This window comes from Prevotella sp. 885, from assembly GCF_002265625.1.
Classification (GTDB): Bacteria; Bacteroidota; Bacteroidia; order Bacteroidales; family Bacteroidaceae; genus Prevotella.
Genome location: NZ_NOVE01000020.1, coordinates 36,527 through 53,006, shown reverse-complemented (window position 1 = coordinate 53,006; position 16,480 = coordinate 36,527). Strand labels below are relative to the sequence as shown.

At 49.0% G+C, this 16,480-nt stretch carries 18 protein-coding genes; 10 read left to right on the top strand and 8 right to left on the bottom strand.

The window, feature by feature from the left end; all coding sequences use genetic code 11:
* Positions 1 to 58 precede the first annotated feature (58 nt).
* The 3 genes from CHL74_RS07930 to CHL74_RS07920 form a co-directional block, all read right to left on the bottom strand.
* Complete coding sequence (locus tag CHL74_RS07930; RefSeq protein ID WP_094880627.1) at positions 59 to 1,654, bottom strand: RecQ family ATP-dependent DNA helicase; 1,596 nt, start codon at positions 1,652 to 1,654, stop codon at positions 59 to 61.
* Positions 1,655 to 2,017: 363 nt separating this feature from the next.
* Positions 2,018 to 2,287, bottom strand: a complete 270-nt coding sequence (locus CHL74_RS07925) for a hypothetical protein (RefSeq protein ID WP_141241269.1) — start codon at positions 2,285 to 2,287, stop codon at positions 2,018 to 2,020.
* A 113-nt stretch (positions 2,288 to 2,400) separates the two neighbouring features.
* Positions 2,401 to 3,729: an MATE family efflux transporter gene (locus tag CHL74_RS07920; protein WP_254923248.1), complete on the bottom strand. Its 1,329-nt coding sequence runs from the start codon at positions 3,727 to 3,729 to the stop codon at positions 2,401 to 2,403.
* A gap of 228 nt (positions 3,730 to 3,957) precedes the next feature.
* Between CHL74_RS07920 and CHL74_RS07915 the strand changes: the two genes are divergently transcribed.
* The gene (locus tag CHL74_RS07915) at positions 3,958 to 4,581 is read left to right on the top strand and encodes a vWA domain-containing protein (RefSeq protein WP_094880624.1); all 624 of its coding nucleotides are present in this window, start codon (positions 3,958 to 3,960) and stop codon (positions 4,579 to 4,581) included.
* A 128-nt stretch (positions 4,582 to 4,709) separates the two neighbouring features.
* Here CHL74_RS07915 and CHL74_RS07910 read toward each other — a convergent pair whose 3' ends face one another.
* Together CHL74_RS07910 and CHL74_RS07905 are read right to left on the bottom strand one after the other, a co-directional pair.
* Positions 4,710 to 5,108: an A1S_2505 family phage non-structural protein gene (locus tag CHL74_RS07910; RefSeq protein ID WP_094880631.1), complete on the bottom strand. Its 399-nt coding sequence runs from the start codon at positions 5,106 to 5,108 to the stop codon at positions 4,710 to 4,712.
* Positions 5,109 to 5,251: 143 nt separating this feature from the next.
* Positions 5,252 to 5,815, bottom strand: a complete 564-nt coding sequence (locus CHL74_RS07905; protein ID WP_094880623.1) for a hypothetical protein — start codon at positions 5,813 to 5,815, stop codon at positions 5,252 to 5,254.
* 153 nt (positions 5,816 to 5,968) lie between these two features.
* Here CHL74_RS07905 and mazG point away from each other — a divergent pair, with 153 nt between their 5' ends.
* The 4 genes from mazG to CHL74_RS07885 are packed head-to-tail and all read left to right on the top strand — an operon-like array spanning position 5,969 to position 9,208.
* Positions 5,969 to 6,832, top strand: coding sequence for a nucleoside triphosphate pyrophosphohydrolase (mazG, locus tag CHL74_RS07900; protein ID WP_094880622.1), 864 nt, complete (start codon positions 5,969 to 5,971; stop codon positions 6,830 to 6,832).
* Between the two features lie 22 nt (positions 6,833 to 6,854).
* Positions 6,855 to 7,430 (top strand): hypothetical protein, encoded by a 576-nt coding sequence (locus tag CHL74_RS07895; RefSeq protein WP_094880621.1) that lies wholly within the window; start codon positions 6,855 to 6,857, stop codon positions 7,428 to 7,430.
* Between the two features lie 8 nt (positions 7,431 to 7,438).
* Positions 7,439 to 8,353: a ribonuclease Z gene (locus CHL74_RS07890; RefSeq protein ID WP_094880620.1), complete on the top strand. Its 915-nt coding sequence runs from the start codon at positions 7,439 to 7,441 to the stop codon at positions 8,351 to 8,353.
* A 57-nt stretch (positions 8,354 to 8,410) separates the two neighbouring features.
* Entirely contained in the window at positions 8,411 to 9,208 is a 798-nt protein-coding gene (locus tag CHL74_RS07885) for an MBL fold metallo-hydrolase (protein ID WP_094880619.1), read from the top strand.
* Positions 9,209 to 9,245: 37 nt separating this feature from the next.
* Here the strand turns inward: CHL74_RS07885 and CHL74_RS07880 are convergent, their stop codons facing one another.
* From CHL74_RS07880 to CHL74_RS07870, 3 genes are read right to left on the bottom strand one after another with little or no spacing between them, the layout of a single operon-like run.
* Positions 9,246 to 9,551: a hypothetical protein gene (locus CHL74_RS07880; RefSeq protein ID WP_094880618.1), complete on the bottom strand. Its 306-nt coding sequence runs from the start codon at positions 9,549 to 9,551 to the stop codon at positions 9,246 to 9,248.
* Positions 9,552 to 9,601: 50 nt separating this feature from the next.
* Positions 9,602 to 9,952 (bottom strand): phage holin family protein, encoded by a 351-nt coding sequence (locus tag CHL74_RS07875; protein WP_094880617.1) that lies wholly within the window; start codon positions 9,950 to 9,952, stop codon positions 9,602 to 9,604.
* A gap of 26 nt (positions 9,953 to 9,978) precedes the next feature.
* Positions 9,979 to 10,197, bottom strand: coding sequence for a YtxH domain-containing protein (locus CHL74_RS07870; protein ID WP_094880616.1), 219 nt, complete (start codon positions 10,195 to 10,197; stop codon positions 9,979 to 9,981).
* 274 nt (positions 10,198 to 10,471) lie between these two features.
* Here CHL74_RS07870 and CHL74_RS07865 point away from each other — a divergent pair, with 274 nt between their 5' ends.
* The 5 genes from CHL74_RS07865 (at position 10,472) to CHL74_RS07845 (ending at position 16,455) form a co-directional block, all read left to right on the top strand.
* Positions 10,472 to 10,963, top strand: coding sequence for an SPOR domain-containing protein (locus tag CHL74_RS07865; RefSeq protein ID WP_094880615.1), 492 nt, complete (start codon positions 10,472 to 10,474; stop codon positions 10,961 to 10,963).
* A gap of 36 nt (positions 10,964 to 10,999) precedes the next feature.
* The gene (gene ruvX, locus CHL74_RS07860; RefSeq protein ID WP_094880614.1) at positions 11,000 to 11,416 is read left to right on the top strand and encodes a Holliday junction resolvase RuvX; all 417 of its coding nucleotides are present in this window, start codon (positions 11,000 to 11,002) and stop codon (positions 11,414 to 11,416) included.
* Positions 11,417 to 11,487: 71 nt separating this feature from the next.
* On the top strand, positions 11,488 to 12,051 hold the full coding sequence (gene def / locus CHL74_RS07855; RefSeq protein WP_094880613.1) for a peptide deformylase: 564 nt from the start codon (positions 11,488 to 11,490) through the stop codon (positions 12,049 to 12,051).
* Positions 12,052 to 12,084: 33 nt separating this feature from the next.
* Positions 12,085 to 14,112 carry a tetratricopeptide repeat protein gene (locus CHL74_RS07850; RefSeq protein WP_094880612.1) on the top strand — a complete coding sequence of 676 codons (2,028 nt, stop codon included), beginning with the start codon at positions 12,085 to 12,087 and terminating at the stop codon, positions 14,110 to 14,112.
* A 51-nt stretch (positions 14,113 to 14,163) separates the two neighbouring features.
* On the top strand, positions 14,164 to 16,455 hold the full coding sequence (locus tag CHL74_RS07845; protein ID WP_141241268.1) for a fibronectin type III domain-containing protein: 2,292 nt from the start codon (positions 14,164 to 14,166) through the stop codon (positions 16,453 to 16,455).
* The last annotated feature ends 25 nt before the right edge of the window (positions 16,456 to 16,480 follow it).

Genomic DNA, 16,480 nt, shown 5'->3' with positions numbered 1-16,480 from the left:
AAGTCCCTTGTACATATTAATGCTGACATCATTTTTCATACAGCAAAGGTAAACATCTTTACGGAAAATCTATCATGTATCGTTGATATATTTGGGTAGGGATGCCACGGACTTTATCGGATGAGCCGAAAAATGTATTTCTAAAATCCTCAAGTTTCTTCATTAGCTCTAGTGACGTAACTACGTGAATTTTCTCTAAATTTGTGTTGTCGCAATTTCTATAATCCATTTGCTCGTCACTATCCAGAAACTTGCATAAGTATTTCATTCTAGGCATATCAGTATATATATACTGTTCCATAGAACGAAGTTCATTCAGCTTTGCTTCTCTCTGCTCCTCAAAATATTTTGTATTTAGGACCGGGGCATTATATTGGTATTCATATTTCTTTGTTTTGCCATAGATAACCTCGTTGATGATTCCTTGATCTATCAAATCTGCTTTAATCACCCTTGCTTGAGTTTGCTTAAGATTAGCCTTTTTTAGGATTTCTCTCTCAGACAGAGGTTCTTCTTTTAATAATTCTATGACCTTTTGATATTTTTTTATTGACGGACGAGCACCATCTATGAATGAAAGAGGAAGTACTAAGTCTGTAGGCACTTCTCTTCCATTGTCTTTACTTTCGTTGTAAAACAATATTATACGTGTAGGTTTTCCGTCACGTCCCGCACGTCCAATCTCCTGATAGTAGTGAATAGGTGATGCTGGAATTTGAGTATGTATGATAAAACGAATGTCAGGCTTATCTATTCCCATACCTAAAGCATTGGTTGATACTACACACTTCCATTTGTTTTGCATTAGGCCACTCTCTATAGACCTTCTTGTATCTGCATCGAGACCTGCATTATAATCTATAGCTTTGACTCCGACAAACTGAAGCCATTTCGCATAAGTTTCTGTGGCTATACGTGTGCCTGTATATATTAAGCCAATACCATCTAATTTGCCAATGTTTTGAGCCAACCATATCATTTTTTCATCTTCAGACATAACCTTTATTACTTGCAGAGCAAAGTTCGGTCGCACAAGGCTTCCTCTGATTGTAGTCAATTGTCCACCTATCTGTTGTTCAATATCATGTTGAACCCTTTCTGTTGCGGTTGCAGTAGTAGCAAGGACAGGTAAGTTCTTCGGAAGGAACTGTACTAAATTAATAATCCTGCGGAACGATGGCCTAAAATCATGACCCCAAACAGAAATAGTGTGTGCTTCATCAATTACAATCATTGAAAGCTTTATGTGACGAGTAGCTTCTATCCATTCGTCATTCTCCTGTCTTTCGGGTGCTATATATAATATCTTTACTTCATTGTTTTTAGCACGTCGAATAGCTTCTTGATTATCCTCATGCGACTGCTCTGAATTAATATAAGCTGCAGGAATGCCTTTTTTCACCAATCCTCTAACTTGATCACGCATTAGAGCTATCAGTGGAGAAAAGACAACCGTAACTCCATCAAATACTGTGGCAGGGAACTGGTAACACAACGATTTGCCGAATCCTGTACGTTCTATCATTAGGATTCGTTCTCCTCGAAGTATTCGTTCGATAGACTTCCACTGTTCATCATAGAAATGCTCTATGCCAAATTTTTCCTTCAGTTTTGTTTCAGCATCTTTTCTTGTCAAAATAATCTGCATACGCATTTTGTTTTAGATATTTTTTATATTGCAAAATCATTTCATCTCTGACATTATCCGAAACGGAGGGCGTACAAGAGGTAAATCTTGCACTTGGACACGATGAGCCTGTGTCGGTAGGCTGCCCATTATACAATGAAGCGTTAGCCGTTAAAGGCTGTTTGGTGTTATCTTCCAATGTGGTTGTTCAGAGGTTAGATTAAACCAATAGACTTTCTTTTGACGGAATTGTCATTTATTGACCACAAAAGTAAGGAATCTTATTCGGACGAAAGAATAAATAATTGGAAATCTTTACTTTTGGCATCACATTTCTGTGATTCGAGGTGATTTGTAGTGCTGATTGCTACAAATCGCCTCTCATTGTCATTATCTGGATAAACCTTGTGGTTTCTTTTTTGATGGCGCTCCTAACCCCAACTTCTGTGTTCCGTCCCAATTAGTGAGTTGGTCAGCACAACCATTGGAGCCACCGAGTGAAACGTATGTATATAGGGCAGTAAAGTGGAAGACAAACTTCTTGATTCTTGACAAATCCTCCGAAGGGAGTGATATCGACTTGCCCATGCTTAGCAATGCAGAGCAATGTGCCGACATGAGCTTGTTTATCCAGCCCGTAGTGGGAAGAGGCTGGGGCATGCACTGATAGTCATTGATGTGGCGAACTGCATATTGCGAGGAACCTGAACCCTATAAATAATCCTTGGTTCTTCTTTGATGGTGACGAGAGCGTGTTATGGGTGTCGGTGTTCCTATTCCTTTGTCTGCTTCCTCAGTCTCTGCTGCACCCAAAGGAAGACGGGGATTAGGAAGAGGTCTGCCATGCACCAGGCTACGGGGTCGCCTAAGCAGACGCCGGTCCATGCCAGTGCTGGGACGAGCCAGAGGCTTACGCCACAGCGGGCTATCATCTCCATTACGCCGCTCAGCATGGAGAGATTGCTGAAACCGAGACCCTGGATGGAATAGCGCAGGATGGTGAGTAAGCCGAGGGCAGGATAGAAGTAGTTGGCGATGCGCATGAACTGTGCTGCGCGGCTTACCACTTCTGCCTCGCCGCTGTCAACGAAGAGACGCATCATCCAGTCGGCGAAGGGATAGATGATGGCGAAGGTGAAGACAAAATAGATGAGCATCAGCGTTATGGCGTCCTTTACGCCCTTGGTGACACGGTCCATGCGACGTGCTCCGAGGTTCTGTCCGCAGTAAGTTGCCATTGCCACTCCGATGTTCTCAAAGACGCAAGTGAAGAGATACTTTATTCGCATTGAGGCGGTGAATGCTGCCACGCAGGTGGTGCCGAGGGCATTGTTGGCGCTCTGGAGCATGATGATGCCGATGCCGGTGATGGAGAATTGCAGTCCCATTGGCACGCCGTTGTTGAGCAGGATGCTCGTGCGCTTGTTGTCGAAGCGTCGCTCGTCGCCCTTCGGTATGAGCAGCTGCATGTGCTTGCGGATATACCACAGGCACAATATTACGGAGAGCGCCTGCGACAGCCATGTGGCTATGCCGGCTCCTGCCACGCCAAGACCGCAACCGAGGATTAGCACAACGTCGAGCAGCACATTCACCACTGCCGATGTAATAAGGAAGTAGAAAGGCTGGCGCGAATTGCCGAGGGCGCGTATCTGACCTGAGAAGAGATTGAATCCGAATGTCAGCGGTATGGCTGCGAACTGAAGTATAAGGAAGATGTAAGCATCGTGGAAGATGTCGGCGGGTGTGTTGACCATCTGCAGAATCCGACGGCAGAACATCAGCGAGAGCAGCGTCACCACCGTTGCCATAACTGCCGAAATGCGCACGGCATTGGCAACATAGAGGCGCATCTTGCTATAGTCTTTCGCACCGAACGATTGCGCCACGGGGATGGCGAATCCTGCGCAAGCTCCGTTGCAGAATCCCATAACGAGGAACATGATGGAGGATGAGGCACCCACGGCAGCCAGCGCTCCGACGCCAATCCAGCGTCCTACGATGGCAGCGTCAATAACGAGATACATCTGCTGGAGGATGTAGCCCAATATCAACGGCAGAGCAAACTTGGTGATCTGTCGTAACGGTGAGCCTACGGTCATGTCGCTTACTGAGGCTGTCTTGGCATGAGCCGCTGTCTGGTTCTGTTTTGTTTCTTCTGTTTCCATTTCGGTGCAAAGTTAGATATTTTGATGGAAATAGAAAAAAAATTGATAGTCCACCTTAATTTTCAGCCTCCATAATTCTTATAATAGATAAAGCATGTCGGAAAAGGACATGAATAATACGAAAGATAACAATATATTAACAACTAAAAAACAAGAAGAATTATGAAAAGAGTATTCAATCTTTTGGTGGTGGACGAGAGTGGCAGCATGGAGATTATCCGCAAGCAGGCATTGATGGGCATCAACGAAACACTTGAGACAATCCGCAAGATAGAGAAAGCGCACCAGGACCTCGAGCAGCGCGTGACGCTCATCACCTTCGACAGCACACACAAGAAGCTGTTCTATGACAACGTGGCAGCTGCGGACGCTCGCAGTCTTGGCGCACGCGATTATTGTCCGGGTGGAGCAACGCCGCTCTATGACGCCATCGGCATGGGCATCGCGAAGATTAACGCCCAGGCAACGGAGGACGACAACGTTCTTGTGACCATCATCACGGACGGCGAGGAGAACTGCAGCGAGGAGTATAATCTTGGCATGATAAAGAATCTCATTGAGAAACTGAAGAAGCAGGGATGGACGTTCACCTTCATCGGCACCGATAACCTCGACGTGGAGGCAATGGCAACGGACATGGGCATCGACAATCACCTGATGTTCGAGGAAAACGAGGAGGGCACGAAGGAAATGTTCGCCCGTGAGAAAAAGTCGCGCATGCGCTATAGTGCTTGCGTGGCGTTGGGAGAAAGCATGCCGACGGGCGAATACTTCGACAAAGAATAGCTCAGTTGAGAGTTTAGAGTTGAGAGTTTGTCAAGTTGAGAGTTCAGAGTTGAAAGTTGAGAGTTGAATATTGAGAATTCTTGTCATATCATAACTTTCAACTCTCAACTCTGAACTCTCAACTTGCTTTAATCCAGCTCCTTCCAGAAGCTTTCCGGCAGCCAGATGTTGCTGACATTGCAAGCTTCCTTGAAGAGTGGTGCGATGTCCTCTGGCTCGAAGCCGGCAATGCCGCAGCCGATTGGCGTTACGAGGAACGTCAGCTCGGGATGTTCCTTGGCGTAGGCGATGAAGTCGTCCACGTAGGGACGGATGGTTTCGGTGCCGCCCTGCATGGTTGGAATGGCATAGCTTCTGCCCTGCATGCCGACACCCTTACCCATTATGGCTCCGAAACGTCGATGAGCTACGCGGGCAGCGCCGCCGCCGTGCATACCGGCAAGGTTGCTGCCAAATACAAACACTTCGTTTTCCTGTAAATTGTCAATCCAGTTGGGAGTGACGCGTCCTTTCTTGATGTCTTCCATATCAGTATGTATAAAGTTGCAATATTCGTACATAACATGTCCGAGATTCGGAGCCGAGCATTTGGGAGCTTCGCATTCCATGGACAGTCCGTATTCGTTTGTCACGTAATAGCGCTTGAAGTATGGCACCACCACGTCGTGCATCATGCGGTTATAGCGTTCGGTGACAGCAGGTTGGCTGATGCCGAGCTGCTGCGCGATCTCCTTTCCCTTAAATCCCTCCACGAAAAGCATCTGAAGGATGTGGAGTTCTTGCTGTCGCGTCCGTAATAGATGTGGCATATCTCGTCGATGGTGTTGCGGAAATCTCCAGCAAACACATCGTCCTGCACGTCGAAGTTGATGCGTGTATTGCCCATGCGCTCCTCCAAGCTTTCCTTCCGTTGCTCCTTCTTCAGCCCCTTTAGCTTGTCGAGCACCAGGAAGCGGAACCCGTTGACCATCCATGTCTTGAGCGACATTGATGTCTTGCGGTCCTCCAACTGACGGAAGTCATGCCGGCAGAGCGCGAGGTAATACTCATGGGCAAGCGAATAGAAGTCCATGCCTGGCTTGTACTGCAGATCATAACGTCGGTCGTATATGCAGTAAGCCACGCGGCAGTAGCCGTAGAAGTATTCTTTGACAATATGTTCGTTGGCGTTGCGGAAACCTTCGAGAATCTCGTCGTCGGTAAGTTGCGCAACATTCTTATCTGTTTTCTCCATAGTTGTTGTGGTTTCAGATTTTGTTTTGATGGTGTAAAGTTACGAACAATAAATAGTCGGGGCAAATATTCCGTCAGTTTTTCGGTATAGTGAAATATTATGCTTACCTTTGCTTTGCATTTATTATATAAATAGGTAAACATAAAAGAGACAATGCATACAAGAGAAGAAAAAATGAAGGCTTTCGGCAGACTGCTGGACGTTCTGGACGAGTTGCGCGAGAAATGTCCGTGGGACCGAAAGCAGACCAATGAGTCGTTGCGCCCCAACACCATAGAAGAGACATACGAGCTGTGTGACGCCCTCATGAAGGACGACCAACCCAATATCTGCAAGGAGCTTGGCGACGTGCTGCTGCACGTATGCTTCTATGCCAAGATAGGACAGGAGAAGGAACAGTTCGACATTGCTGATGTCTGCAACAAGCTGGTGGACAAGCTCATCTTCCGTCATCCGCACGTCTATCATCCTTCGCAGGTGGGCGCTCCCGATCCGAAGCCGCTGCCTTACGGCGAGAAGCCTGAGGAGCAGGACACGTCGGAGGAGGTGAAGACGGCACAGCAGGTTATAGAGAATTGGGAACAGATAAAGCTGCGTGAGAAGGACGGCAACAAGCGCGTGCTCTCAGGTGTGCCCGACGCATTGCCGGCGCTCATCAAGGCTTACCGCATACAGGACAAGGCACGCAACGTTGGCTTCGACTGGGAAGACAAGGGCGACGTATGGGGAAAGGTTCGCGAGGAACTTGGCGAACTTGAGGCTGAGCTTAGACGTGAAGACCGCGAACGCTCAACTGAGGAGTTTGGCGACTTCCTCTTCTCGCTCATCAATGCCGGACGTCTGTATAAGATAAATCCCGACACAGCTCTTGAGAAGACCAATACGAAGTTTATACGCCGATTCAACTACATCGAAGAGCATAGCATACGCATGGGCAAGCCATTGAAGGACATGACGCTCGGCGAAATGGACGAACTTTGGAACGAGGCAAAAGCTCATGAGAAAAAGGAAGATTAACGAATAAAAAAACAGATTAGTTATGAATAAGTTCAGATTGTTTATGATGGCAGCCGCCGTAGTGTTTCTTGCCGGTTGTAACGTCAAGAAGGAAAAGTCGCAGGCGGTTGTGGATGACGAAGAGGTGGTGGCTGACTCTACAGTATACGGAGTTTGTGGCGATGGCACGTCCATGCACTCGCTGGAACTCATAACCGATGCTGGCGACACCATTACGTATACCATATTGGATGCTGAGGCTGACTTGGACGGCGGACTGTCGTCTGGTCCGGTCACCACAGTAGTGGGTGGCATGATGAGCGGTGACAAGATGGCGGTGACAGGACATAAAGTGGAGGGCGAGATGCTCGCTGACCGTGTCATAAACGTCACCTCGCTGCTCGGTCACTGGACCAGCTTGGACAAGAATTTCGAGATAGAGGAGGGCGGAACCGTACGCTCGAATGTCAAGGCGGAGACCAATCCGTGGACATCATGGAAGATTCTTAACGGACAGCTGCTCCTTAACAGAGACACATTTGCCATTGATAACCTTGGAGCAGACTCGCTGGCTATAGAGAACGCACGCGGCATCTTCCTCTTCAAGCGTCAGAAATAATAAATCTTATGGAACCATTTAAAGTTCATATCCTTGGATGCGGCAGCGCCTTGCCCACATTGCGTCACAATCCGTCGTCGCAGGTGGTGGAGATACGTGAGAAGCAGTTTATGATAGACTGTGGCGAGGGTACGCAGACTCAGATGCGCCGATCACGAGTGGGATTCAACAAGGTGATGGCGATATTCATCAGTCACATACACGGCGACCATTGCTTCGGACTCATCGGTATGCTGTCGTCCTTCGGACTGCTCGGACGTACCATGCCACTTTCCATCTATGGACCGAAGGAACTTGGCCCCATTCTTGACACGCTCCTCACCACATTCTGCAACGACTTCGACTATGAGATAAAGTTTCATGCTGTCGACACGTCGCGTCAGGAGGTGGTATACGAGGACCGCAGTCTTACCGTCGAGACCATACCGCTGAAGCATCGCCTCCCATGTGCCGGATATCTGTTCCGCGAGAAGCCGACATTGCCGCATATACGTCGCGACATGATTGACTTCTATCGTATACCGATATCGCAGATAAACAACATAAAGAACGGTGCTTCGTGGATCGACGAGGAGGGCAATGTAATACCAAACAGTCGCCTCACACGTCCTGCAGACCCGCCACGCAGCTATGCCTATTGCAGCGACACGTGCTACCTGCCAGGTCTTGCCGACAGGCTGAAGGACGTGACGTGCCTCTATCATGAGTCTACCTATGCCGATGAGGACGAGGACAAGGCGCAGAAGTATTTTCATTCCACAGCTCGACAGGCAGCTATGGTGGCACGGGATGCCGGCGTAGGACGCCTGTTGCTCGGTCACTACAGTTCGAAGTATAACACGGAAGACGTGCTCCTGCAGCAGGCTAAAGAAGTGTTTGCCGAATCTTCGCTAACAAGTGAGGGCATGGTGGTGACGCTGTAGGGAGTGATCAGCATGGAATAAACAAAAAGTAAGGAATAAAAAACGGAAAAGATTGTAATGGAAGATAACGTAAAAGAGGGAAATCAGCGTCTTCGTGTTACGCTCCTTGGTACGGGTACGTCGGGTGGTGTGCCTTCGTTGGGATGCCAGTGCGAGGTTTGTCGCAGCCAAGATCCGCGTGACAAGCGTATGCGCTGTGTGGTAATGGTGGAGTCGGAGAGTGGCACGCGTGTGCTCATTGATTGTGGTCCGGACATCCGTCAGCAGCTTAAGCCGCTACCTTTCAAGCCCTTTGATGCTATTCTCCTAACGCACATCCATTATGATCATGTGGGTGGCATCGATGATTTGCGCCCCTTCTCCGTCTTCGGTCCGATACGTCTGTATGGCGATGCCAAGACTTGCAGTCACGTGCGCAACATCATGCCTTACTGTTTCGGCGACCATCTCTATCCCGGTGTGCCAAAGCTGGAGCTTCACACCCTAACGCCTCACGCACCGTTAAGCGTGGGCGACTTGCGGATAATGCCCATTGAGGTGATGCATGGCAAGATGCCTATACTCGGTTTCCGCATCGGAAGCTTCGCCTATATCACGGATATGAAGACCATCGGCGACGGCGAATTGCCATATCTGGAAGGAGTGGAGACGCTCGTTGTGAATGCCTTGCGTTTCGAGAAAGAACATCATTCTCATCAGCTCGTCGACGATGCCGTCCGCTTCGCGCGTCGCATAGGAGCCAAGCGTACCTATATAACGCACGTCTGTCATCACATCGGGCTTTACGAAGAGGCGTCAAAGCGAATGCCCGAAGGCGTAAGCTTGGCTTATGACGGAGAGGTGATAGAATGTTAGATGCTTACAATCGTAGGCATCTTTTGGGTGGGGAGTGTTATTTGCGCTTCTTTTTCTTTCCGAAGTTTCCGAAGAGGAAAGCACCTTCCTGGTATCTGCGGTATAGTTTCCAGCCCAACAAAGCGCCGTCGAAGACACCGGTGCCAAGGCTTACCATTCGTGCCAGTTTCTGAGCACGGTTGCGTGGCTCCTCTTCTTCCTTGTGGAACAGGTCGTTCCACTTAGACGCTATCGTCTCTTCGTCTTTGTCAATCTTTTCGCGAAGCTGCTGTTTGTATGCCACGATATCGGAAAGAGAGCGGAACTCTCTCTTCGTCTTAGGGCTGGTGTCTGTATTCTGCATCTCTTATAAATTTGACTTGGAAGGATGAATGATTGTTCTTGAATGTGTTGTTACTCCTGCATAAGCAGGCTTGCCAGGAATCTGACAAGTGGTCTCTCTATCCATCTCTTTCTGAACACCACGAACAGCAAGAGCACTAAGAAATAGGCGCCAGCCACACATGCGAAAGCGGCTGCCATGCCCATTATGGGCTGCAGCGCATAAACAGTGGCAAACGACAAATAGATGAGCGCAAGAAACAATAGGATAAGCAACAGCCCCACCATGATGAAGGCTGTCAGCAAGCGCACTATCTTATCAATTACATCGAGCTTCATATACTTAGTACGAAGCCCGATGTAATGCCTTATGGCCTCAATAAGCTGCGCTATGGTCTCTATGTTTTTGTCTGTCGAGAACATTTAGCCAGTGAATGAGGAATAATGATTTATGCGTTGTCGCCGTCAGTTGCGTCCTGGATGTCGTCCACGAGGTCTTCCATCTCCTTACGGCTGACCTTGATGTTGTGCTTCTTGCAGAAGTCGTCAACAGCGTCACCAATCTTAGTGCGTGTCTCGCTACCCTTTTCGGGCGCCAAAAGAATACCTAATGCTGTACCGGCGATAGCTCCGCCGAGGAATGCTCCAATGTAACCTAATGCTTTCATGTTGTTAATGTTTTAAAGTTATAGTAATATCTTATCTTTCTGAAAGCAAATATAGCAATTATATTTCAATTAGCAAAGGATCGTGCCTTTATTTTTTGTTAATTTGTATTTTATTTAATCTTTCGTCTTGTCAAAAACCTATAATTGTTGATTTAACAAACTTTATGTGGCGTTAGAGGTGATAATTATGATATATTTTGTAATTTCGCAACGTATTATAAATACATGTCAAGAACTAAATAAATATAAACCCAACAATAATCAAAACAGGAATATGAAGAAAAGTATGGTATTGTGCGCAGGCATCTGCGCAGTGTTGGCTTTTGCAAGTTGCTCAGGCTCTAAGGAAAGCGCATATAAGAAGGCATATCTCAAGGCTCAGGCAAAGCAGGAGCAGCCTGCTGAGCAGCCGGTACAGGAGGAGGCTCCCGTTGTGGCTCCGCTCGTGGAGAAACCTGCCAACGAGACAACTGTTATCGACAATACGGACAATGTGACTGTACGCACAGAGGACTTCCAGCTGATCAGCGGTCCCGGTCTCAGCAACTTCAGCGTTGTGGTAGGATCGTTCGGCGTTAAGGCTAACGCAGAGGGACTCCAGAGCCGTCTGAACGGACAGGGCTTGCAGGGTCAGATTGTCTACAACTCAGAGCGCAATCTCTATCGCGTAGTAGCAACTACATTCGCTACAAAGAGCGAGGCTGCTCAGTCACGCGACCAGTTGCGCGGACAGTTCCCCGACGCATGGCTTCTCTATAAGAAGTAAGACGTAAACATACCAGTATATATACATTATAATATAGTGGCACGCATACTTTCTATCGACTATGGAAAGAAGCGCACAGGTATAGCAGTCACCGATCCGCTCCAGATTGTTCCGGGCGGATTGGCGACCGTTTCTACGTGTGAGCTTATGAAGTTTCTCTGCGACTATGTGGAGCGCGAGGACGTGGAACGCATCGTCATCGGCGAACCGCGACAGCTCAATGGCGAGCCAAGCGAAAACCTGGCACGCGTAAAGCAGTTCGTGGCTCAATGGCGCAAGCAGAAACCGCAGATACCCATAGAGTTCTTCGACGAGCGCTTCACGTCGGTATTGGCGCATAAGGCCATCATCGACAGCGGCATAGGACGTAAGGCACGTCAGAACAAAGCTTTGGTGGACGAGATAAGTGCCACCATTATTCTTCAAGACTACCTTCGTACGAAGGGACTGTGAGGCAAGACACAGCCATGGTATTGAATAACAGCCATGGAATAATTGCCCACTGCATTTTTTTAGAACGAAACATGATTTTACCGATTTATACTTACGGCAACCCCGTACTGCGTAAGGAAGCACAGGACATTGACGCCAGCTACCCGGAACTGCAGACGCTTATTGCCAACATGTACGAGACACTTAAGGAGAGCGACGGCATCGGACTTGCCGCACCGCAGATTGGTCTCGACATCCGCCTTGTGATTATCGACCTTGACGTACTCAGCGAGGATTTGCCCGAATACAAGGACTATCGTCACGCATTTATCAATCCTTACATCCTCGAGTATGATGAAGACTCGAAGAAGGAAACGATGGAGGAGGGCTGTCTCTCACTGCCCGGCATCCACGAGAGCGTGACAAGACCGACACGCATCCACGTGAAGTATCTCGATGAGAACTTCCAGGAGCACGACGAGTGGGTGGAGGGTTACCTCGCACGCGTCATGCAGCACGAGTTTGATCATCTTGGGGGAAAGATGTTCATTGACCGCATCTCACCGATGCGCCGCCAGCTTATCCGCGGAAAGCTGAAGAACCTGCTGCTCGGAAAGTTCCGCTGCGCATACCGCACCCGCCTTCCCAGAAAGTAAGAATTCCCTTGAATTACACGTAAAAGATTATTCATGAAGCATCTCATAGTCCTTATAATGATAGCCATGTTTGTGCCCCACAAGGCTGCGGCACAATTCAATACCGACCGGCTAATGGTGTCCGGAAGGAGCGCTCTCTATTATGAGGACTATGTGCTTTCCATACAGTATTTCAACCAAGTGCTCACGGCGAAGCCATACCTTTATGAGCCTTGGTTTTTTCGTGGCCTTGCCAAGTATTATCTCGACGACTATTCAGGAGCCGAGAGTGACCTCTCACACGCCATCAGTCTGAATCCTTATATCGCCAACATGTATGAGTTGCGCGGTCTGTGCCGTATTCGCCAGAACAGCTATGCTGACGCTATCGGCGACTATGACCATTCTTTATGTCTTAATCCGCAGAACCAGGCGGCATGGTATAACCGTGCGCTCTGCCGTGTGGAGCAGAAAGACTATGCACAGGCGCAGCTCGACCTTGACACTATAGTCGTGAAATGGAAGCAGTTTGCGAGTGCCTATTCGCTGAAGGCACAGATTTATCTGGCTGAGAAGGATACCACAAGTGCCGACAAATGGCTCGACCGCAGTCTCGAAATCGACCCCTATGACGCGGAGGCATGGACACAGCGTGCCATGATAAGCCTATCGCGAAGCAACTGGAAGGACGCCGACACTTTCCTCAGCAAGGCCATACACCTAAAGCCGAAGAACGTGGCGGCGTACGTCAACCGTGCACTTGCACGTTATAATCTCAACAATCTTCGAGGTACTATGTCTGACTATGATACAGCCATCGACCTCGACCCACAGAATTTTCTCGCACATTACAACCGTGGCCTTCTGCGTATGCAGCTTGGCGACGACAATCGTGCCATCACCGATTTCGACTTCGTCATACGCATGGAGCCGGACAATGTGCTTGCCATCTTCAATCGTGCCATTCTTCTCGACAAGACGGGCAATCTCAGAGCTGCCATACGCGACTATACACGTATGATAGAGCAGTTTCCGAACTTCTGGACAGGTCTGTCGCGCCGTGCCAACTGCTATCGTAGACTTGGCATGACAGCTAAGGCGGAACTTGACGAATTCCGCATCCTGAAGGCTCAGATGAACAAGCACATCGGAGTGCAACCGCGTTGGAGCAATGCCAAGAAGCGCCAGATGCGCCGCAGAAGCGAAATCGATCCCGATAAATATAACCAGATGGTGGTGGCGGACAGCAATACACCGGAGCGCGAGTATAAGAGCGACTACCGTGGACGTGTGCAGGACCGTGCCGCCAATCTTACAGCACTTCCTATGTTTGCGCTCTCGAGCATGGCGCAGCGTGGCGATGTGCGAAATTACAACGCTTTCTCACAGGAAGTGGAGGCTTTCAACAGAAACGGCAAAGGTCGTGGCGTGACTATTTTTGTAAACTGCGCTCCGCATCAGCTCTCGGCTGACGCCACCCGCAAGACGTTTGCCTCGATAGATTCGCTGACCACTGCCATTAACAACGGACGCGCTGGCAGCGAGGCTACGGCTCTGCTTACGCGTGCTGTGTTGGAAAGTGTGGCTCAGAACTATGACGACGCCATTGCTGACCTTACGGCATGTCTCTCAGTTGATTCCGCTTCCGTGCTTGCCCTTTGGCAGCGTGCTTACTGTAAGATGATGAAGGGCGTGTTCGATGCCTCGGCTTCGCTTCAGTCGTCTTCGCCGAAGAACAGCTTGACGGTTGGCGCAGGTGGCGCACATCTTACGTTTATGTCCGTGGTGGCAGACCTTACGGACGCCATCAAGCTCGACCACGACAACCAGTATCTCTATTATAACCGTGGCTGCGCCTACCTTTATAATAAGGACTATACGCTTGCAATAGACGACTTCACACGAGCTATCGCCATCGATCCTCGCCTCGCAGAGGCTTTCTATAATCGCGGCTTGGCACGTATCTCTGCCGGCAACAGACAGGAAGGCATCGCCGACCTTAGCAAGGCAGGCGAGCTGGGACTCTATGGCGCCTACAGCGTCATAAAGAAAGTATCGGCTGACGGAGGCAAGACAAAATAAACAAGACTATTAACATACATCGAAATAATAATACTTTAAACAGGCATTTTTATGAAGAGATTTTTTTACACTCCAACAGCCATTGAATGGTTGAAAGCTGCCGCATTCACAGCGGTAGTGCTTACTCCTGCCCTCGTTCAGGCGCAGGACGACCCTTCTGCACCTTCCAATCTCAAGGCAGTAGCTGATTATAATAAGGTGACGCTGACATGGCAGCGTGACGTTGTTTCGGACACGCTCTATAAGCAGGGATTTGAGGAGGCTGGCTTCCCGCAGGATGGATGGTCACAGACCCGTACTAACACGTATGACAACCTCTTCTCATGGTTCTCTTTCCCGACGGAAGAGATTAAGGAGAATGTTGAGGGATGGGAGTCGTGGATTCATTCCGGCGAACGCAGTGCAGCTTTGTTCTTTGATGATGCAGCGCCTCATACAGACGGTTCGTCGGCTGTGCAGAACGAATGGCTCGTAATGCCTGTCAAGGCAGGTGCCCGTTATGTTCAGTTCTATACTTACATAGACCCAAAGGTACTGACATGGGGTGAGGACGAAGGTTTCCCTGACCATTACTATGTGAAGGTCAGCCATGACGGAGGCAAGACATGGGAGGTTATTTGGGACGCCCGCTACGACAGCAACGGTTCGGACGGATGGCAGCTCGTGTCGCTTTATCTTGGCGACAACGCTGACGGTGAAGCCATTGTGGCTTTCCAGGCGCTCAGCGATACGGAGAATACAGAGTCAGGACTCTATCTCTCGTGGGTGATCGACGATGTACGTCTGCTTGACGCGGGCACTACGACTGCTGCCGATCCTGCGCACAGTCCGTCTGTTCGTCCGCTTGGCAACAGACCTACATACCGCAATTTTGTTCCTACAGGAAAGAAGGTGGCACGTCCTTACAAGCCAAGAAAGGCACCGGCACCAGCTGATTGCTATAACGTATATCTCGACAACAAGCGCATTGCTAAGAACCTTCACTCACTCACCTTCACCGATACGTCTGACAAGACAGCCGGCGTTCATCAGTATGCCGTACAGGCTGTGTCGTTGTCAGAGGATCTTACATCGCCGCTTGCAAAGATAGACGTAGAGATTAAGAAGGCTACACTAAATCCTCCCTCTAATGTCCGCGTGACATACAAGCAGGATGAAGAGACCGGCAAGTATGACGTAGCGCTCACATGGGATGCTCCCGAAGGCGAGCGCAAGCCAATCTATTATAATGCCTATGCCAATGGAGCGTTGTTCGGAGGATGGCTGGAGGATACCAGCGTAGGCCAGACTGGTCTGTCAAAGGGTATTTATACGTACACCGTGACCGCCGTATATGAGAATCCGGATGGAGAGTCTGAGCCGGTTGGTGATATAGTTGCTCTCGGAACCCGCCCTACGCCGTACAATCTCACAGCCGATCGCTCAGAGGACGGAACGCTTAATCTTGCTTGGACAGCACCGAAACCTTCTGAGAATGCAGTGGAGAAATACGTGGTATTCAGAGGAAACGACAAGATAGGCGAGACTACAGCAACAACTCTCTCTGAGGCAAACGCACCGGAGGGAAGTTACGACTACAGCGTGAAGGCTCTTTATGCAGACGGAGTCCTTTCTGTGCCGGCTACAATACAGGTGGAATATGGCGTAAAGCCTAATTACAGACTGCCGTTCGAGGAGAATTTTGACGGCGATATGAAGCCTGCCAACTGGACTGTTGAAAAGGTGGACGGAAGAATGAAGGACAACTATCTCTGGCGCTTCGATAACTGGTATGAGTTGCCGGTAAGTGGTGGCGGATTCAGCGGATGCTTTGCTTCCGTCAATGCTTCAGCCACAGGATTCCTCAACGTATTTACCACACTCGACACGCCGCCTCTCCTCCGCAACTCGGCAGACGGTCCTTACGTCACTCTCGAGTTCGATATGGACTATGCTATGAGCGGAAAGAAATCGGAGGCTGGTGTCTACTATTCGTATAATGCAGAGGATTGGGGTGAGATTGATGGCAATCTTCAGGGCTATATTCCTGCCGATCTTGCTGAGGGTGAGACTTGCAGACCGCAGCACAAGGCTTATGACGTGACGAAGTGCTTCGTTGATGACGTTACGCCGGTGTATTTTGCATGGAAGTATAACGCTAAGCAGGCATACCATCTTGCCATCGATAACGTCCGCATCTATAACTCCACGACCGTCGGCATTAATGGCATAACAGACAACAATGCTTCCACAAATGCCTCAGGTGCAGTATACAACCTTAACGGACAGCGTGTCGTGAACGCAAAGAAGGGTATGGCAAAGGGCGTATACGTACAGAACGGTAAGAAGTTTGTAGTAAAATAAACAGACTTTATTTTATATTTGAATA